Below are 18,316 nucleotides of genomic sequence, written 5' to 3' on the forward strand. Positions count from 1 at the left end.
CGAGCGCTGAGACGGGGCGTGCACCTCGTCTCAGCGGGTCCGAGAAATTCGGGATAAAGTCTCAATGTAAGGTTGAGCGTTATGGACCTGTGTGACTAGTGTGGCAAGAGTGGTTGGAGTTAGCAACAACAGTCTCTTCAGTCACACGAGCATCACGAGTTGCAGACACGCGAGGTCGCTCGCAGGAAACTACAACTGAGGAGAGTCCCCCTTGCCGCACCGTCGACCGAAGCCCTCGATCGTCCTCGGGGCTGTCGCCGCTCTGGCTGTCGCAAGTCCCGTCGCGGTCTACGGCATCAGTAGCGCACCCTCCGACGTCAAATCCACGAACGAAACCTCCAACTCGGCAGTGTCCACCGAGATCGCGCAGGTCGTGCTGTCGCAGATCCCCGACATCGTGATTCCGCTGAAGGAACTGACCGGGCTGAACCTGCCCGACGTCAACATCGGCGACCTCCGGAACCTGAAGATCCCGCCGTACCTCCACATCCCCAGCAACGTGCAGCTCCCGGGCGGAATCCAGATCCCGAACCTGCAGATCCCACTGAAGCTCCCCGCCCCGGGCGACGTCTCCGACCCCGCGATCCTGCCCCCGGCCGATCAGCAGCCCGGCACGATCGTCAAGGAACTGTCGCGCGACACCCCGTTCAGCATGGTGGCGCTCACCTCCGAGACCCTCGCGTCCGCGGAGTCGAAGGTCCGGGCGCTGCAGGCCGATGGAACGTGGGGACAGTGGGTCTCCCCCGACATGATCGACACGCGTCGCACGGACAAGACGGCGTCGGACGGCAAGGTCGCCACCGAACCCGTCTACGTCGGGCTGACGAAGGCGATCCAGATCCTGACCCCCACCTCGCTCCCTGCACCGGCAGGTGCACCCGCTGCAGTTCCCGCTCCCGCACCGGCACCCGAAGCCCCTGCTCCCGCCGCCGACGGGGCCGCACCGCTCGGTTACACCCCTGCCGCCGTCAACACGCCGTTGCGGCAGCAACCGGCACGCGCGGGCGCCGACGACGTCACCGCCGTGCTCATCGAACCGGGCAGTGGTCCCGGCGACGCGACGCTCGGCGACATCGCGAGCCCCCTCGACAGCGGCGGTCCCAAGGTCATCAGCCGCCAGCAGTGGGGCGCCGACGAGTCCATCCGGTGCCAGGACCCCGACTACGACGACTTCATCGGCGGCGCCACCGTGCACCACACCGCGGGAGCCAACGACTACTCGAAGGCCGAGTCGGCCGAGATCGTCCGGGCGATCTACGCCTACCACGCGCAGACACTCGGCTGGTGCGACATCGGATACAACGCACTGGTCGACAAGTACGGCCAAATCTTCGAGGGGCGCGCAGGCGGTCTCGACCGTCCGGTCCAGGGCGCGCACGCGGGCGGGTTCAACGAGAACACCACCGGAGTCGCGATGATGGGCGACTTCTCGTCCGAGGATCCGCCGCAGGCCACCCTCGACGCCGTCGGCAAGTTCCTGGGCTGGAAGCTCGGCAAGGCCGGACTCGACCCACTCGGCGAGACGACGATGTACTCCGAGGGCACCGAATTCACTCCCTATGCGGAGGGTGAGGCCGTCGATCTCCCGGTGATCTTCGCGCACCGCGACGTCGGCAACACGTCCTGCCCCGGAGACGCGGCGTACTCACACATGGACGAGATCCGGCAGATCGCGGCGGCCAACCTCGGCGGCGGCAACGCCTCGCTGGCCTCGGACGCACCCTCGGGTGAGGCTCCGGCGCCGTCCGGCGGTCCGGGCACGGACGCAAGCTCCAGCCTCGGCGCCGGAATCCCTGCCCTGGTCAACGAACTGCTGCGGCTCACCGACCCGTCGCCGGTCGCCCAGAAGTGGGTGGCGGAAGGCGGCGACACCGGCCGGCTCGGCCAGGCCATCACCGGACTGCTGCAGGCCAAGGCCGGTAACTCGGGCGCACAGTTCGCCAACGGCGCCATCTTCACCTCGCCCAACGGCGGCGTGTGGGCGGTCCTCGGACAGATCTTCACGACGTGGCAGAACCTCGGAGCCGACAACGGCGAACTGGGCCTGCCGACCAGTGACGAGTACCCGATCCCGGGCGGTCTCCGCACCGACTTCGAGAACGGTTCGCTGATCTTCAACGAGATCACCGGCATCGTCACCAAGGTGTTGAAGACCTACAACGACACCTACGCGGAGGCCTACAGGAACGGTGCCCCGGTCGATGCCGCGGCGCCCGTCGCACCGCCCGCGGACCCGGCACAGGTTCCGCCGGCTCCGGCCGAGCCCGCTCCGGCTCCGGCACCCGAACCGGCTCCCGCGCCCGCTCCCGTCGAGCCGGCACCGGTTCCGGCCGGCTGATCGGGTTTCACCTCTCGGGCGCTGGTGGTCTCAGGACCACCAGCGCTCGAGCACTTTCGCGACCCCGTCGTCCCAGTTGGTGGCCGTCACCTCGTCGGCGGCGGCCTTGGCGTCGGGGTGCGCGTTCTCGACGGCGACACCCCGGCCCGCGAGGTTCAGCATCGGAATGTCGTTGGGCATGTCACCGAAGGCCACGATGTGCGACGCCGTCACGCCGAGTCGTTCCGCCACCAGCGCGAGACCCGACGCCTTCGTGATTCCCGACGCCGACAGTTCGATCAGCCCGTTGTCGGTGGAGAACGTGACGTCCGCACGGCGACCGATGTGCGGCGCCAGCGCGTCCACCATCGCCTGACTGGACATTTCCGGCACCCGGATCAGCAACTTCACCGCGGGGGCCGCGACGACCTCGTTCTCGGACATCTCGGTGTTGTCGGGGTTGAGCCAGGCGTGCTGGTAGCCGGGCGAACTCACGAACTGCGGTGTCGCGGCGTCGTGAGCGCTCACCCCGACACGCTCCGCCGCGAGCCCCGCGCCGGGCAGCACGCGGAGCGCGATCTCCGACAGCCACGTGAGGGTGTCGACGTCGAGGGTCGCGGCGCTGAGCACGCGGTCGCTGTCGCTGTCGTAGATGACGGCGCCGTTGGCACAGACGGCCAGCGGCGCGTAGCCGAGGCCCTCGACCACGGGATGGATCCAGCGCGGGGGCCGGCCGGTGGCCAGCACGAAAGGAGTTCCCGACGCGACCACCGACGCGACGGCGTCGCGGGTGCGAGCACTGATGCGCTCGTCCTCCCCGATCAGGGTGCCGTCGACATCGGACGCTACAAGGCTCGGTCGGTCTGGGCTCACCCAGCCATTCTGCCTGCCGAGTCCGCGGCGCCACCGGGCGGCCGTTACCGGGCCCGCCGTTCCTCGGCTTCGCGGCGGTCCATCTCGGTGGCCTCCTCGATGGTGGGCGCACTGCCGCCGAGTCGCCGGGGCACCCAGTACTCGCCCGCCGGATGGTCGAATCCGTCCTGCACCCGGCGCAGGATCGCGTCCATCTCCGTGTGCAGGGTTTCGGTAAGGGCCTCCGCCGGTTCCCGCGGCTCGATCGGCCGGCCGACCTCGACGGTCACCGGAAACCGATGCCGCCCAAGTTGTCTCGGCTGCCCCTTCGTGGCGATCCGCTGAGCACCCCACACGATGACGGGCACGATCGGCACCCGGGCGTCGATCGCCATACGCGCCGCACCCGACTTCAGTTCCTTGATCTCGAAGCTCCGGCTGATGGTCGCCTCCGGGTACACACCCACCAGTTCGCCCTCGCGCAGCCGCTCCACCGCGGCGAGGTAGGCGCCCGCGCCGGCGGTCCGGTCGACCGGGATGACCCCGCACCCGCGCATCAGGAACGCCATCACCTTGTTGTTCGCGAGTTCGGCCTTGGCCATGAGCCGCAGTTTGCGGTCCACCGCACCGACCGCGAGTGCCAGCTGGACGAAGTCCAGGTAGCCGGTGTGATTGACCGCGAGCACCGCCCCACCCTCGGTGGGGATGTTGTCCAGGCCGACTCGCGTCATCCTCAACCCCTGGAACAGGGACAACGCCTTGGCCGTCGACTCGACAGCCGTGTAGACAGGCTCCACCGCCACCTTCTAGCTACCGGTCTCCCGGGCCCGACGGGACTGTGCCTTCGCCTCGGCGTCGGCGGCGTCCATCTTGTTCGCTTCGTCGAGTGTCGGCGCGCTTCCACCGAGGCGCGCGGGCACCCAGTACTCGCCTGCCGGGTGGTCGTAGCCCTGCTGGAGGTCGGCGAGCATCGTCGTCATCGTGGCATGCAGCTTCGCGGTCAGCTCGGCCGCGGGTTCGAATGGCTGGATCGGCTCACCGACGGCGATCGAGATGGGAGTGTTCGTGCGGCCCAGCCGCTTCGGGAACCCCTTGGTCCACACCCGCTGCGCCCCCCAGATGACCACCGGGATGATCGGGACATTCGCCTCGATCGCCATGCGCGCGGCACCCGACTTGAATTCCTTGATCTCGAAGCTCCGGCTGATGGTGGCCTCCGGGTACACACCCACCAGTTCGCCGCGGCGCAGGAAGTCGACGGCCGCCTTGTACGAATCCGCGCCGGCGGCCCGGTCGACCGGAATGTGCTTGAGCGCGCGCATGATCGGGCCCGAGATCTTGTTGTCGAACACTTCCTTCTTCGCCATGAAGCGGACGTACCGCTTCACCCTGCGGGCCGGAAGTCCGGCGTAGGTGAAGTCCATGTAGCCGGTGTGATTGATCGCGATCACCGCCCCACCCGTCGACGGAATGTGCTGATCGCCCTCGACCGTGAACTTCAGCCCCTCGAGGGCGAATACGGTGCGGGCGATGCCGATGACGGTTCGGTAGACGGGTTCCACAATCGGCTAGCGTAGCCGGGTATCCGCGATCTGGCCCGCCGTCGGGGACGGACATTCGGTGGGGAGTCGACAGAAAGGGCGCGCTGGAGATGGCTGGCAGGGGCAGGAGGGCGCTCATCGCGCCGGTCGTCGCGGTGATCCTCGGCGCGGGGGTGGCGTGCGATTCGCAGTCCGGCATCCCGACGGACGAGCCCCCGGCCGACACCGTTTCCGCGCCCACATCCGCCGCCGAGCCCACGACCACCACGCCGCCTGCCCCGGTGCCGCAGGTGATCGTCGGCGACGTGCCCGGCAACCCCGCAGCGGTCGACGCCGTCCGCGCCTGGGCCACCGACCTGGTCACCCGGCCCGACACCGTCCCCGCGAAATGCTGGACGCTGCCGTCCGCCCAGGCCGCCGACCAGTACGCCGACACGTCCGCGATCCTCGGGGCGCTCGCGCAACCCGGCGTCGACGGACAGTTCGCGGTGTCGTGGACAGGCGGCGGCACCACGGTGTCCGTCAAACGCAGCGAGATCGCGTCCGGCTACGCCTGCCCGCACGTCCACCCCGCCGGGACCGTCGACTTCTACACCCCCGCCGACGCCGAGTACGCCGTCACCCGATTCCTGTCTCGGGAGTCGGGCGCGCCGGTGAACAGGGCGGACACCGAGACCGCCTACCCGCTGATCTGCCCCGGCTTCAGCCCCTGGGACCCGTCCGGCACGGGCACCGGCGGCAGGCCGCCGCTCCAGCTCGACCCCGACGTCCTCGCCGGGACCACGGCGTTCGCCGCCGACGCGATGACCGCCACCCCGGTCCGCGGCGACTACCTGGAAGTGTCCGTTCCCGTCACCGACGTGTCCGGTGTGACGAACACCAGGCAGGTCACGCTGTCCATCGGCCCCGACGGCTACTGCCTGGGCGAAGTGACCTGACCGCACGTGAGTGGCATGGTGTGCTGGAGCGCGCATTGCCACTCACCTGGGGGGAACGCCTACTCTGGAACAGTCGCTCAGCTCCCAGGAGGCATACCAGTGCAGGTCACCAGCGTCGGACACGCCGGATTCCACATCCAGACCGAGGCAGGCTCGATCCTGTGCGACCCCTGGGTGAACCCCGCGTACTTCGGGTCCTGGTTCCCGTTCCCGGACAACACCCAGCTCGACTGGGACACCCTGGGCAACTGCGACTACCTGTACGTGTCGCACCTGCACAAGGACCACTTCGACCCGGAGAACCTGAGCAAGCACGTCAACAAGGACGCAACGGTGCTGCTCCCCGACTACCCGGTGCCGGACCTCAAGCGTGAACTCGAGGCGCTGGGCTTCCACACGTTCTTCGAGACCGAGGATTCGGTCAAGCACAAGGTCACCGGCCCCAAGGGTGACCTCGACGTCATGATCATCGCGCTGCGCGCCCCCGCGGACGGTCCGATCGGCGACTCGGGTCTCGTGGTGTCCGACGGCGAGACCACGTGTTTCAACATGAACGACGCGCGCCCCGTCGACATGGACGTCCTGCACGACGAGTTCGGCAAGATCGACATCCACCTGCTGCAGTACTCGGGCGCCATCTGGTACCCGATGGTCTACGACATCCCCACCAAGACGAAGGCCAACTTCGGCAAGCAGAAGCGGCAGCGAGGCATGGACCGCTGCCGCAGCTACATCGAGCAGGTCGCGGCCACGTGGGTGGTGCCGTCCGCCGGACCGCCGGTGTTCCTCGACGACGCCCTGCGCTACCTGAACGACGACCGGGGTGACGAGGGCAACATCTTCCCCGACCAGATCACGTTCCTCGAGCAGATGCGGATCCACGGCAACGACGGCGGCATCCTGATGATCCCGGGGTCCACCGCGGACCTGAAGGGCGGCGAGCTGACGCTCACGCACCCGATCCCGGACGCCGAGGTCGACAAGATCTTCTCCGACAAGGCCGCGTACATCGAGGACATGGCGAAGCGCATGGCGCCGGTCCTCGCCGCCGAGAAGGCCACGTGGGCCCCCGCCGAGGGTGAGCCGCTGCTGGAGGCGCTCAAGGCGAAGTTCGAGCCGATCATGAAGCAGTCCGACCTGATCTGCGACGGCATCGGCTACCCCGTCGGCCTGGTGATGGGCGACGAGACCGTCGTCCTCGACTTCCCGCAGCGCACCGTCCGTCCGCGCGGCGAGAAGGACGGCAAGTACCGCTACGGCTTCCGCATCGCCCCCGAATTGGTGCGCACGGTGCTGCGCGACGACGAGCCCGACTGGGTGAACACCATCTTCCTGTCCACCCGCTTCGAGGCCTGGCGCGTCGGCGGATACAACGAATTCCTCTACACGTTCTTCAAGTGCCTCACCGACGAGCGCATCGCGTACGCCGACGGCTGGTTCGCCGAGGCCCACGACGACTCCGCGTCGATCGAACTCGGCGGGTACGAGATCCAGCGTCGGTGCCCGCACCTGAAGGCCGACCTGTCGAAGTTCGGCGTCGTCGACGGCACCAGCCTCACCTGCAACCTGCACGGCTGGCAGTGGGACCTCGAATCCGGTCGCTGCAAGACGTCCAAGGGACACGAACTGCGGTCCACCAAGCTCTGACCCCGGCGGGCGAACGTACCCTTCGGCGCATCTGAGGCGTCGAAGGGTACGTTCACCCGGCAGCAGCGGCGTCGGCGCGGACCGGCGGCAGCCACCGACGCACCAGGACCGCCGACAGCAGCACGGGAACGGCCAGTGCCGCGACGAACGTCGTGACCGACAGCCACAGGGATCCGACGGCGACCCCCGCGTAGATCAGCACCGCGGCCACCTCACCGAGCAGTCCGGCCACCGATGTGACGGTGGCGCGTGCGGGACCGGTAATCGCATCCTGTACGCGCGCTTCCGACACGATCATCGCGTTGCCGAGGATGCCGTAGCCGACGCCGAGCGCGAGGAATCCGGGGACACCGCCGAGCAGCGCGCCCCCGCCGAGCAGGATCGCGGCGACGGCGACGGCCCGCCCCATCGTCACGGCACGCATCGACGCCGTGCGTCCGGCGAGGGCTGTGCCGACCACCTGACCGCTCACCGTGATCGCGACGAGCAGCGGTACGGACGCCGTCGATGTTCCGCCGTCGCGCGCGAGCAGCCCGAAGTACTCGTCGAACGCCAGGAACGCGATCAGCACCGCCGACAGCAGCACTCCGCGCCGGACCACCGCCTCCCGCGTCACCTCGCCGAGGCCGGCGCGCAGCATCGCGGCATACCGGGCCGCGAGTCCCCGTCGTGCGTCCGTGGCGGCGAGGGTCTCGTCCGACTCCTCGGCCTCGGGTGCCGCGGGCAGCAGCAGGGCGAAGCCCCCGTGGACCACGGTCGCACCGACGCTCACCCACCCGACCAGCGGATATCCGCCGAGGACGTAGAGCGTCGCCGCCGTCAGGGTCGCGAGAAGGTTGCACACCATGGCGCCGGAGTTGGCGTAGCCGAGCAACCTCGCGAAGTCACCGGCAGCGCCTCGCGCCACGAGTTCGTCGTACAGCAACGCCTCGAACGTGCCCGACTGGATGGCGCCGCTGATGCCCCACAACACGAATCCGGCCGCGAATCCCGCGTACGACGGCATGAGGATCCACACCGTGAATCCGGCCGTGTACAGCACTGATGCGAACGCCAGGAGGCCACGTCGAGACACGGTGTCGGCCCACGCGCCGGACGGCACCTCGGCGACGAAGGACACGACCGACCAGATGACGAACAGGGACGAGATCTGACCGACGCTCAGTCCGTGGTCGGCGAACAGCAGGTCGTACAGACCGTAGAGCGGGATGAGGTCGCGCGTGGACACGTAGCCGACCACGCGGACGGCGAGAGAACGCTGCGAACTGGGTCAAGGCTGGGCGGCGGGATATCTCACGCGCCCAGTTTCGCACTCCACGCCGGGGGTGTCACCCCGTTTTCGGCCTATCCGACGGTGGGCGGCTGATCGACGAGCTGGGCCATGTAGAGCTGGTCGCCCATCTTGTCCATCAGTTCGATCTGCGTCTCCAGGTAATCGATGTGATCCTCTTCTTCCTCGAGGATCGTCTCGAGCAGTTTCGCCGACGTGGCATCGCCCTTGTCGCGGCACATCTGGATGCCCGGACGCAGACGCTCGACGACCTCGACTTCGATGGAGAGGTCGGAATGAAATTGCTCGCGCAGGTCCTGCCCGATGCGCAGCGGCAGCAGCTTCTGATAGTTCGGAAGCGCCTCGAGAAACAGGATCCGGTCGGTGAGGATCTCGGCGTGATTCATCTCCTCGATGGACTCCGCCCGAGTCTTGTCCGCCAGTTTGGTGAAGCCCCAATTGGCCTGCATCTTGGAGTGCAGGAAGTACTGGTTGATCGCAGTCAGCTCACTGGTCAACTGTTCGTTGAGAAGAGCAATGACTTCGTCGTCGCCGCGCATGACTTCTCCGTTCGCCCCGGTTGAGGCGAACGTACCACTGGCAGTGTCCGCGATGTAGTCGATCGCGGGATTCAGTTGTGCTGCGGTTTCGTCACGCGGCCACGCTGTCGGCGGCGGACCGCTCCAGAATCTCCTTCAACCGATCGACGCAGGTTCCACATCCCCATCCGGCGCCGCAACGCTCACCGATGGCGTCCGCACTGTCAGCTCCGGCAGCACAGTGCTCGTGCACTTCGTCTTCCGTCACTGCCTTGCAGATGCACACGAACATGTGGAGCTCCTCACCAACTCGATTAGGTAAGGGTTACATCATTTCGGCATTCGCGCAAGGGTAGCCTTCCCAAAATCCTGAGCCTGCGTTCATGGCTTCAGGACATCCGTCCCGACGAACGGCACGAGCGCCTCGGGCACCCGCACGGTGCCGTCGGACTGCTGGTGGTTCTCCAGGATGGCGACGATCCACCGGGTGGTGGCGAGGGTGCCGTTGAGGGTCGCGGCCGTCTGCGGCTTCCCGTTCTCGTCGCGGTACCGGACACCGAGACGACGCGCCTGGAACGTCGTGCAGTTGGACGTCGAGGTGAGCTCGCGGTACGCCTGCTGCGTGGGCACCCAGGCCTCGCAGTCGAACTTGCGGGCCGCCGACGACCCCAGGTCGCCGCCGGCCACGTCGATCACGCGGTAGGGCACGTCGATCGCGGCGAGCATGTCGCGCTCCCACGCGAGCAGGCGCTGGTGCTCCGCGTCGGCGTCCTCGGGCTTGCAGTAGGTGAACATCTCCACCTTGTCGAACTGGTGGACCCGGATGATGCCGCGGGTGTCCTTGCCGTAGCTGCCGGCCTCGCGGCGGAAGCACGTCGACCAGCCGGCGTACCGCTTGGCGCCGTCGGCGAGGTCGAGGATCTCGCCCGAGTGGTACCCGGCCAGCGGGACCTCGGACGTGCCGACGAGGTACAGGTCGTCGTCGGCGAGGTGGTAGATCTCGTCCGCGTGGGCGCCGAGGAACCCGGTTCCCGCCATGATCTCCGGTCGCACCAGTACCGGCGGGATCATCATCTGGAAGCCGTTGGCCATCGCCTTCTGCGCGGCCAGCTGCAGCATTCCCAGCTGCAGCATCGCGCCGAAGCCGGTGAGGAAGTAGAAGCGGGCACCGGAGACCTTCGCACCGCGCTCCATGTCGATCAGCCCCAGCGACTCACCCAGCTCGAGGTGGTCCTTGGGTTCGAAGTCGAACGTGGGAATCTCGCCGACCGTCTCGAGGGTGACGAAGTCGTCCTCGCCGCCCGCGGGGGCGCCCTCCTGGACGACGTTGGAGATCGCCCGGTGCGCGGCGTCGAGCGCGGCCTGCGCCTCGTGCTGCTCGGCCTCGGCCTGCTTGACCTTGGCCGCGAGTTCCTTGGACCCCTCGAGCAGCGCCGGACGCTCCTCCGGGGACGCCTGCCCGACCTTCTTGCCGAACGCCTTCTGCTCGGCACGCAGATTGTCGCCGGCGAGAACCGCGGCGCGCCGGGACGCGTCGGCCTCGAGCAATGCGTCGACCAGGGCGGGATCTTCGCCACGGGTGCGCTGCGACTCGCGGACGGCGTCGGGGTTCTCGCGGAGGAACTTCAGGTCAATCACGGCTTCAAACCCTACCGGGCGCCGCGGAGCGGCTCACTCCGGTTTCGGTTCCAGCAGGCTCAGAAGGTCCTCGCGGCCGAACATGCGGGCGGCGTCGACGGCGGTCGGGTGGCCGGCCGTGGCGTCGGCACCACCGGCGACGAGGGTCCGCACAACGGCGTCCTCACCCTTGAACAGCGCCCCTGCCAGCGGGGACTGCCCCTTGTCGTTGAGCCGGTCGACGTCGGCGCCACGGTCGATCAGGACTTGAACGGCCACGGCGTGACCGTGGTAGGCGGCCAGCATCACCAGAGTGTCGCCGTTCTGATTTGCCAGGTTCACCGGGACGCCCGCGTCGAGGTACGTGGCCAAGGACACGGCGTCGCCGGATCGTGCCGTGTCGAACACACGCCCGGCGAGCTCTTGCAGTTCAGGATCCACCGGCTCGGCGGAGTGCTGAGGATCGTCACTCATGGTCGTCGAAGTTACGCCAGGTTCGAGCCGATTGCGGGAGTTGTTCTGCTTCCACGATCGGAACAGGCATTATGGAAATCGATGTCCTCAGATCAGTCGAACGGCGCCGACCCCCAGCCGAAGAATGCCGGGCAACCGGAGAAGGCTCCCCGCAGCATGTCCGCGACCACGACGCGTCGCGCGCTCGCGGCCGTCGCGGCAGGTGCCGTGGTGGCGGCGATCGCCACGTTCGCGATCGCCGGCGGTTTCAACCGCAGCGAGAACCTCCCCGCGCACTCCCCCGGTTCCGGACCGCAGGCGACGGGTTCGGTGGACGGCGACGCGTTCGCTTCGGCGGCGGCAGGCGACTGCCTCGACTGGACGCCGTCGAACGATCCGCAGGAAGACCGGAAGGACGTCGCGAAGGTCGACTGCTCGGAGGAACACCGGTTCGAGGTGGCGGCGCCGCTGGACCTCAGCGTGTATCCGGGCGCCGAGTTCGGTCCGGGTTCGCGTTACCCGGGTGCGCTGCGGTTCGCCGCGCTGCGCGACGAACACTGTGTGCCCGCCGTCGACACGTACCTCGGCGCGAAGTTCGATCCGTACGGCAAGTTCAGCGTGGGTCTCATGTTCCCCAGCGAGTCCGGTTGGGCGGCGGGCGAGCGCACTCTGCGGTGCGGCCTCCAATTCTCCAGCACCGCAGGGACGTTGCTGCCGTTCGCCGGCAAGGTGGCCGAGCAGGACCAATCCAACATCTGGGATCCGGGCACCTGCATCGGAATCAACCAGAACGTGCCCACCGACCCCGTCGACTGCGCGCAACCCCACGCCTTCGAAGTGATCTCCGTCGTCGACCTGGCCACCCAGTTCCCTTCCTCGATGCCGGCCGTCGAAGACCAGGACAAGTATCTCGAAGGCGTGTGCACGCAGGCCGCCAACGAGTACCTCGGTTCCGCCGACGCGTTGCGCAACAAGACACTCACGCTGTTCTGGGACAACCTGGAACTCGACAGCTGGCTCGCGGGCAGCAGGCGGGTGAACTGCTCGGTGGGCAAGGAGACCGACGCCGGCGGCTTCTCGACCATCACCGGTTCGGCGAAGGGCGAGATCCTCATCGACGGTGCGGCGCCCGTACCGCCGCCGCCGGTCCCGGAGGGTAGGTCGATTCCGACGCCGCTTCCCGGCGCAGTGCCGGTCCCCGGGAACTGATGTGGCGGTGAGCATGACGCCCGACCGATTCGAGGAATTGGTGGGCGACGCACTCGATCTGATCCCACCCCGGCTCGCGGCCGCGATCGACAACGTCGTCGTCCTCGTCGACGACCGCAACGACGAGGACCCGTATCTTCTGGGCCTCTACCACGGGATCGCGCTGACGGAACGGGACAGCCATTACGGCGGATCGCTGCCCGATACGATTACCGTCTACCGCGACGCCCTCCTCGAAATCTGCAGTTCGGAGGAGGAAGTCGTCCACGAGGTGGCCGTCACCGTGATACACGAGGTTGCGCACTACTTCGGGATAGAAGAAGATCGCTTGCACGAGCTCGGCTGGGGATGAACGGTTTTTCCGAGAAGAATTTCTCGGGATCGGGGGGAACCGAAGAGCGCGTTGCAGCGTCCAAGTGTGTAGGGACAGCTGCACATGCAGTTCGTTTGCCGGGGGGCAACTGCCTTCCGCCTGCCTAGGTCAAGAAGGAGTTCGACGCCATGCCAGCTCTGCACGTCGCACCTGAAGCTCTTGTCGCCGCCGCCGTGGAACTCGACGCGCTCGCCGCGCGTCTCGAGACCGCGGTCGCTCTCAACTCCGCGGCCATCCGGGTGCTTCCCTCCGGGAGCGAGGAGGTCTCGCTGCACGCGGCTGGTTACTTCGACACCGTCGCCAACACGTTCACTCCTGCTGTCGCCCAGGGCATTCTCGAGATGCGCGAGACCGCGAACACGCTCCGCACCCAGGCCGCGCTGTATGTCGCCGAGGACCTCGCGCTCGGCGCGTCCCTCGCTGCGGGCATGTGACGGCCGGCGCCTCGAGACCACCAGGAGATCAGACATGACCATGGGACTGACAGGTGTCATCTGGTTGCCCCGAGGGGCAACCGTCAACTCGACCACCCTCGCCGCCGGCGCGGGTCCGGTGCCGCTCAGCGTGGCGAGCGCAGCATGGACGGCGCTGTCCACGAGCTTCGTCGACGCCAACCTCACACTGGTCCGCGTGATGGCCGAACTCGCGGCCGGCTGGCAGGGTGTGTCCGCGGTCGCGGCGCTCGCGAAGATCACGCCGTTCACGGTGTGGACAGCCGAATGTGCCGAACTCGCCGCGGACACCGCAGCGAAGGCCGGGCTCGAAGCGGGCGCCTACACCACCGCCGCGCTCATCATGCCCAGCATCCCCGAGATCGTCGCGGTGAAGACCGCGAAGGCCACCGCGTATTCGACGGGTGGGGCGCTCAACGGCACCGCCGCGGCCGCCGAAGCCGCGGACCGCGCGATGGACATTCGCGCCGGGCTCGTGATGGAGGGATACGAGGCCGCGTCGAACATCCTGGCACTCAAACGCACGTACCGGCAGCCCCCTCGTATCGTCACGAAGGCCGATTCGAAGGAGGTCGGGACCTTCGACGAAATCCCGTCCGACGGTGAATTCGATCCGACGCGTGCCGCCGCTGCCGCACTGATGGCCGCCGGCCAGAACCCGGCCGTCGCCACCGCCGCATCGCAGGTCGGCAGCATCGCGGGCACCACCGTCTCGACCGCCACGTCGGCGGCGAGCAACATCGGTGGCGCGGCATTGTCCGCGGTCACCGGTGGCGGCGTCACCCCGATGGTGGGCGGTGCGCCGATGATGTCCGGCGGCGCGTACGGCGGCGGCTCCGCCTCGACCAGCGCTGCGGCAGCCCGCACCTCGGTCGGTGCGATCGGTGCGGGCACCGCAGGCGGGGCGACCCTGCCCGAGGGCTGGGGCAAGACGGACGGCGGCCAGGGCGCACGGCCCGGCGCACCGGCAACCGCACCCGGCGGGGTGATCGGAGACGTTCGCGCCGACGTGAACCCGGCCGCGGCGGCGCGCGGCGCCACCGGTAGCGGACCGATCACGGTCGGGCGCGGAACGGGCGCGGGCGGAGCGGGTTCGCAGGACGAGGACGAACGGGAGACCCCCGACTACCTGAAGAACTTCGAGCACTTCTCCGACGGGCGCACCGTCATTCCGTCGGTGATCGGCGCGAACCCCGACCACCGGGAGTCCGGACGGTGATCGATCTGGGCACCCAGCCGGGCGTACCGACCCTCCCGGCTGTGACCCTGAGCCTCGACGAAATGGATTATCTCGTCGACACGCTCGCGCTCGACGTGCTGCCGGTGGTGCTCGACGCCACCCCGCGGTACGACACGTACGACGCCAGGGACGCAGCGTTCCGCGGCGCAGTCGACACCCTCGCCGCCCGGGACCTGCTCCCGGGCGGCGGGGTTAACCCCGAACTCGCCGACCGCCTGCGGGTTCTCGCCCGACCGCTGTGGGAGATCGCCCTGCGCTGGTACGTCGACGGCAGCATCTCGAGACTGTGCATCTCCCAGGGCGATGCCCGCTCGGTGCTGGCCCTGCGCGCCGGCGACACGTACGTCGTCCAGGATGCGGGCGTCGACATCTTCGCCCCCGTGATCGGAGCGCTGGGGGCCGCAGAGCCGATGAGCGTCGGCGTCGTCAACGCACCCACGGTCCAACTCGGCGAAGCCTTCGATCAGGGCGGGGACGGCAAGTCGCTCGCCGCCGCCCTCACCGCACTCGGGGTGACGGCGGTCGACGCGACCGTCCTCGGCAACGCGATGGCCGGCTGCACCACCTACGCCGAGATCGTCGGAATCGTCTACGGCGACGGACGATACGACCCCGTGGGCGGGCCTGTCACAGTCTTCGACACGTCGGCGGGACGGATCGTCGGCACGTCCAGTGTCTCCGCGCACGGGGTGGCGTGGTCGTCGCTCAGCCCCGGCACCCCGCAGCGCCTACGGCAGGCGCTGGAGTCGCTGGCCGACCGGCTCCGCTGACCTACACCGGTTGCCGCTTCCACCAGGCGCCGGTCTCGCGGCGCTCCTTCCAGGTGGTGAATTCGTACCGGTACATCCGCGCACGCACGTGTTTCGGCGGCTCCTCCGGGAACGGGTTGTACTGCAACAGCTTCAGCGTGTCGCGATCGTTGCGCAGCAGCCTCTCGACGAAACCCCGGAACCACGGTTCGGCGTAGCCGGGCGAGATCGCCGTGAACCAGAACAACCAATCGAGCCGCAGGTGATACGGCGCGAACTGGCGCGGTCGCCGGTTGACGTCACCCGGTTTCCCCTTGAAGCCGTACTCCTTCCACACGGAGTGCACACTGGAGTGCGCGTCCGACGTGCCCTCCACGATCACCTCGTAACGCACCCGGGTGATGCTGCCGAACGCGCCGTACGTGTTGACGAAATGCCACTTGTTGAACGACGCATTCATGCGCTGCCCGTGGGAGATCATGTTGCGAATCGGCCAGTAGCTCAACACGACGACGAGCGCCGTCACCGCGATCACCAGCACGACGAAGGGCATCGGCGCCGAGTCACCGGCGGCCGGGACGTCGAACGGCAGCACCTTCTCGTACACGCCGTCCGGGATGACGGACAGCCCCAGCACGATGGTCGTCCAGTTCAGCCACGAGAAGTTACCGCTCGCCACCAGCCACAGTTGGGTGACGATCATGATCGTCGCGGCGACGGCGGCGACCGGTTGCGGCGCGAACAGCCCGAACGGCACCACCAGCTGAGCGAAGTGGTTGCCGAGCACCTCCACCTTGTGCAGCGGCTTCGGCAGCCGGTGGAAGTACCAGCTGAACGGTCCGGGCATCGGCTGGGTTTCGTGGTGGTAGTACAGGCAGGTGAGGTCCTTCCAGCATCGGTCGCCGCGCATCTTGATCAGCCCGGCCCCGAACTCGAGGCGGAACAGCAACCACCTCAGCACGAGCAGCACGAGTATCGGCGGACCGACCGACGCGTTGCCCAGGAAGATCGCGAGGAAACCCGCCTCGAGCAGCAACGACTCCCAGCCGAAGCTGTACCAGATCTGGGAGACGTTGACGATCGAGAGGTACAGCACCCACAGGGCGAACCACACGAGCATGCACGCCGCGAGCGGGATGATCTGTGTCAGACCGAGCAGCGCGGCGAGAGACAGTACGGCGCCGGTCCAGCAGACCGCCTCGAAGAATCGGTCCGAGTAGTGGAAATGGAAGATGCTCGGTGAACGTCCGAACGTGACGGCGCGGAGAAAGTTCGGGACGGGCAGCATCCCGTTGCTGCCGACGAGCGGCCTGAACTGGTTTCTCGCGGCCACGAACGCGACGAGATAGATCGCGGCGAGCCCCTCGGTGACAAGCAGCCGACCGAGCGAATAGTCATCGCCAACGAACCAATCCACCGCCGTCACTCCTCGAGGACGGTTTCCTCCATCGTCGCGCAACCCCACAGTGCGCGCAACGACGTCACCCCATCGGGTCGTCCGCGCCGGGGATCACCCGGTGCTCGAACGGTGGCTCGACGGTTCCCCAGCGCACGCACTCCCAGCCGCCGCCCGCGAGCGGTGTCAGCTCCACCGATTGCGTGTTGGCCAGATGATTGTTGGCGGCGAACAGCCCGGGCACCCCGGCGAGTTGCGCTGCCACGAGCCGGATGGCGGCGCCGTGGCTGACCAGCACGACGTCTCCCGATTCCGCCGGGTCGTCGAGGTATTGCTCACGCAGGGCGTCCACGACCGGCACATACCGTTCGAGGATGTCGTGGGCGGATTCCCCGCCGGGAACCCGGGCGTCCAACTCGCCGGTGTGCCACAGGTGGAACGTCTTCATGAACAGCTTGTGCGACTCCTCGTCGCTGCGGTCCTCGAGTTCACCCGCCTGGGCCTCGTGCAGGCCCTCCCGCACCTGGACGGCGATGCCCGACGCGAGTTCGACGAAGCGCGCCGTCTGCCGGGCACGCAGTGCCTGCGAGGACACGAGGGCGGCCGTCATCGCCTTCGCGGCGAGGTCGGTGCCCAGCCGTTCGGCCTGGGAGAGCCCTTCGGGTGTCAGCCGGGCACCGGGCAGCCGGGTGTCGAGCCTGCGCTCGACGTTGGCCTCGGTCTGCCCGTGCCGGACCAGGATCAGCTTGCCGCTCACGATTCCCTCTCTCCCTGACGGATTCGTTCGATCCAGTCCGCTGCGTCTCCGTCGGACGGCGGCGGCGGGCCGCTGGGGTTCGCCGCGGGCCAGGACCCGAGGAACCGCACGTGCGACTTGCGGTGCAGCGCACGGAACGCCTCGGCGACGAGCGGGTCGTCGATGTGCCCGATGCAGTCGACGAAGAAGCGGTACAAGCCGGGGGTGGTGCGCACCGGGCGCGATTCGATCCGGATGAGATCGATTCCGCGGGTCGCGAACTCGGAGAGCACACCGACGAGGGAGCCGGGGGTGTTGTGGGGTTCGAGCACGGCCGAGGTGCGGTCGCCGCCGGTGCGTGCGGGCACCCGGGTCGGCGCGGTGACGAGAACGAACCTGGTGCGGGCGCTCTTCTCGTCCGCCACCCCGTCGGCCAGGCTGCGCAGCCCGAGCCGTTCGCCCGCGAGCGCGGTGGACACGGCCGCGTCGGCGAGGCCGTTCGCCACGTCCTCGGCGGCGCCTGCGTTGGAGGACGCCGTCTGGAGTTCGGCGCCGGGGCAGTTCTCCTCCAGCCAGATTCGCACCTGACCGGCAGCCACCGGGTACGCCCGCACGGTGCGCACCTGATCGAGCCGCTCGATGCCTGCCCCGCCGAGAATCGTGAACGCCACATCGAGCTCGGTCTCGGCCACGATCTGCAGGCGGTCGCCCAGCGCGAGCGAGTCGAGTGTGGGCACCACGGCCCCCTCGACGGAGCTCTCGATGGGAACGACGGCACCGTCGACGACGCCGTCGCGCACCTTGGCCAGGCCGGCGGGCGGACTCGTCGCGGCTACCCGCTCGACCGGGCCGTCGAAGGCGCCCGCGGCCTCGAGCTGGGCGAGCGCCATCTCCGTGAAGGTTCCCGAGGGTCCGAAATACGCGATCTTTGGCACGCCTACGAGATTACGCACCGAGCGTTGACGGACCGGCGCATTGACGGTGAAT

19 protein-coding genes are annotated in these 18,316 nt (G+C 68.3%); 8 read left to right on the forward strand and 11 right to left on the reverse strand.

Features of this window, described 5'->3' with window-relative positions; translation table 11 throughout:
* The first annotated feature begins 211 nt into the window (after window positions 1-211).
* Window positions 212-2,338 (forward strand): N-acetylmuramoyl-L-alanine amidase, encoded by a 2,127-nt coding sequence (locus AZG88_RS30680; RefSeq protein WP_061700013.1) that lies wholly within the window; start codon window positions 212-214, stop codon window positions 2,336-2,338.
* A 30-nt stretch (window positions 2,339-2,368) separates the two neighbouring features.
* Here the strand turns inward: AZG88_RS30680 and AZG88_RS30685 are convergent, their stop codons facing one another.
* Genes AZG88_RS30685 through AZG88_RS30695 form a run of 3 tightly spaced genes read right to left on the reverse strand, consistent with a single transcriptional unit; the run spans window position 2,369 to window position 4,731 of the window.
* The gene (locus AZG88_RS30685) at window positions 2,369-3,190 is read right to left on the reverse strand and encodes a Cof-type HAD-IIB family hydrolase (protein ID WP_005248850.1); all 822 of its coding nucleotides are present in this window, start codon (window positions 3,188-3,190) and stop codon (window positions 2,369-2,371) included.
* Window positions 3,191-3,234: 44 nt separating this feature from the next.
* Entirely contained in the window at window positions 3,235-3,966 is a 732-nt protein-coding gene (locus AZG88_RS30690) for a lysophospholipid acyltransferase family protein (protein ID WP_025431651.1), read from the reverse strand.
* Between the two features lie 9 nt (window positions 3,967-3,975).
* Window positions 3,976-4,731, reverse strand: a complete 756-nt coding sequence (locus AZG88_RS30695) for a lysophospholipid acyltransferase family protein (RefSeq protein WP_007298314.1) — start codon at window positions 4,729-4,731, stop codon at window positions 3,976-3,978.
* Window positions 4,732-4,820: 89 nt separating this feature from the next.
* Between AZG88_RS30695 and AZG88_RS30700 the strand changes: the two genes are divergently transcribed.
* Complete coding sequence (locus AZG88_RS30700) at window positions 4,821-5,648, forward strand: hypothetical protein (RefSeq protein ID WP_005248853.1); 828 nt, start codon at window positions 4,821-4,823, stop codon at window positions 5,646-5,648.
* Between the two features lie 99 nt (window positions 5,649-5,747).
* A complete protein-coding gene (locus tag AZG88_RS30705; protein ID WP_005248854.1) occupies window positions 5,748-7,295 on the forward strand; it encodes an MBL fold metallo-hydrolase in 1,548 nt (515 codons plus the stop codon).
* 52 nt (window positions 7,296-7,347) lie between these two features.
* Here the strand turns inward: AZG88_RS30705 and AZG88_RS30710 are convergent, their stop codons facing one another.
* From AZG88_RS30710 to AZG88_RS30730, 5 genes are all read right to left on the reverse strand, one after another.
* Entirely contained in the window at window positions 7,348-8,535 is a 1,188-nt protein-coding gene (locus AZG88_RS30710) for an MFS transporter (protein ID WP_061700014.1), read from the reverse strand.
* Between the two features lie 104 nt (window positions 8,536-8,639).
* Complete coding sequence (gene bfr / locus AZG88_RS30715; RefSeq protein WP_005248856.1) at window positions 8,640-9,125, reverse strand: bacterioferritin; 486 nt, start codon at window positions 9,123-9,125, stop codon at window positions 8,640-8,642.
* Between the two features lie 91 nt (window positions 9,126-9,216).
* A complete protein-coding gene (locus AZG88_RS30720; RefSeq protein ID WP_005248857.1) occupies window positions 9,217-9,396 on the reverse strand; it encodes a (2Fe-2S)-binding protein in 180 nt (59 codons plus the stop codon).
* A gap of 89 nt (window positions 9,397-9,485) precedes the next feature.
* On the reverse strand, window positions 9,486-10,742 hold the full coding sequence (gene serS, locus AZG88_RS30725; RefSeq protein ID WP_005248858.1) for a serine--tRNA ligase: 1,257 nt from the start codon (window positions 10,740-10,742) through the stop codon (window positions 9,486-9,488).
* Window positions 10,743-10,775: 33 nt separating this feature from the next.
* Window positions 10,776-11,195: an ankyrin repeat domain-containing protein gene (locus AZG88_RS30730; protein ID WP_005248859.1), complete on the reverse strand. Its 420-nt coding sequence runs from the start codon at window positions 11,193-11,195 to the stop codon at window positions 10,776-10,778.
* An 81-nt stretch (window positions 11,196-11,276) separates the two neighbouring features.
* Here AZG88_RS30730 and AZG88_RS30735 point away from each other — a divergent pair, with 81 nt between their 5' ends.
* From AZG88_RS30735 to AZG88_RS30755, 5 genes are all read left to right on the forward strand, one after another.
* Window positions 11,277-12,383: a septum formation family protein gene (locus AZG88_RS30735; protein WP_061700016.1), complete on the forward strand. Its 1,107-nt coding sequence runs from the start codon at window positions 11,277-11,279 to the stop codon at window positions 12,381-12,383.
* Window position 12,384: 1 nt separating this feature from the next.
* On the forward strand, window positions 12,385-12,735 hold the full coding sequence (locus AZG88_RS30740; protein WP_005248861.1) for a metallopeptidase family protein: 351 nt from the start codon (window positions 12,385-12,387) through the stop codon (window positions 12,733-12,735).
* A 149-nt stretch (window positions 12,736-12,884) separates the two neighbouring features.
* On the forward strand, window positions 12,885-13,190 hold the full coding sequence (locus AZG88_RS30745; protein ID WP_005260458.1) for a PE family protein: 306 nt from the start codon (window positions 12,885-12,887) through the stop codon (window positions 13,188-13,190).
* A 34-nt stretch (window positions 13,191-13,224) separates the two neighbouring features.
* On the forward strand, window positions 13,225-14,427 hold the full coding sequence (locus tag AZG88_RS30750; protein WP_061041706.1) for a PPE family protein: 1,203 nt from the start codon (window positions 13,225-13,227) through the stop codon (window positions 14,425-14,427).
* Window positions 14,424-15,218, forward strand: coding sequence for an ESX secretion-associated protein EspG (locus AZG88_RS30755; RefSeq protein ID WP_061041707.1), 795 nt, complete (start codon window positions 14,424-14,426; stop codon window positions 15,216-15,218). The genes AZG88_RS30750 and AZG88_RS30755 overlap by 4 nt, the downstream gene beginning before the upstream one ends.
* Before the next feature lies 1 nt (window position 15,219).
* Here AZG88_RS30755 and AZG88_RS30760 read toward each other — a convergent pair whose 3' ends face one another.
* From AZG88_RS30760 to pheA, 3 genes are read right to left on the reverse strand one after another with little or no spacing between them, the layout of a single operon-like run.
* Complete coding sequence (locus AZG88_RS30760) at window positions 15,220-16,623, reverse strand: lipase maturation factor family protein (protein WP_025431649.1); 1,404 nt, start codon at window positions 16,621-16,623, stop codon at window positions 15,220-15,222.
* A 55-nt stretch (window positions 16,624-16,678) separates the two neighbouring features.
* Complete coding sequence (locus tag AZG88_RS30765) at window positions 16,679-17,350, reverse strand: histidine phosphatase family protein (RefSeq protein ID WP_025431648.1); 672 nt, start codon at window positions 17,348-17,350, stop codon at window positions 16,679-16,681.
* On the reverse strand, window positions 17,347-18,282 hold the full coding sequence (pheA, locus tag AZG88_RS30770) for a prephenate dehydratase (RefSeq protein ID WP_231914264.1): 936 nt from the start codon (window positions 18,280-18,282) through the stop codon (window positions 17,347-17,349). Before pheA ends, AZG88_RS30765 begins: the two co-directional genes overlap by 4 nt.
* Window positions 18,283-18,316: the final 34 nt, after the last annotated feature.

Source organism: Rhodococcus sp. LB1 (assembly GCF_001583455.1).
GTDB classification, from domain to species: Bacteria; Actinomycetota; Actinomycetes; order Mycobacteriales; family Mycobacteriaceae; genus Rhodococcus_F; species Rhodococcus_F opacus.

Excerpts from the sequence above, each read along its gene's own strand:
- AZG88_RS30700 (WP_005248853.1), top strand. The coding sequence starts at position 4,821 with ATGGCTGGCAGGGGCAGGAGGGCGCTCATCGCGCCGGTCGTCGCGGTG.
- bfr (WP_005248856.1), bottom strand. The coding sequence starts at position 9,125 with ATGCGCGGCGACGACGAAGTCATTGCTCTTCTCAACGAACAGTTGACC.
- AZG88_RS30720 (WP_005248857.1), bottom strand. The coding sequence starts at position 9,396 with ATGTTCGTGTGCATCTGCAAGGCAGTGACGGAAGACGAAGTGCACGAG.
- AZG88_RS30730 (WP_005248859.1), bottom strand. The coding sequence starts at position 11,195 with ATGAGTGACGATCCTCAGCACTCCGCCGAGCCGGTGGATCCTGAACTG.
- AZG88_RS30735 (WP_061700016.1), top strand. The coding sequence starts at position 11,277 with ATGTCCTCAGATCAGTCGAACGGCGCCGACCCCCAGCCGAAGAATGCC.
- AZG88_RS30745 (WP_005260458.1), top strand. The coding sequence starts at position 12,885 with ATGCCAGCTCTGCACGTCGCACCTGAAGCTCTTGTCGCCGCCGCCGTG.
- AZG88_RS30750 (WP_061041706.1), top strand. The coding sequence starts at position 13,225 with ATGACCATGGGACTGACAGGTGTCATCTGGTTGCCCCGAGGGGCAACC.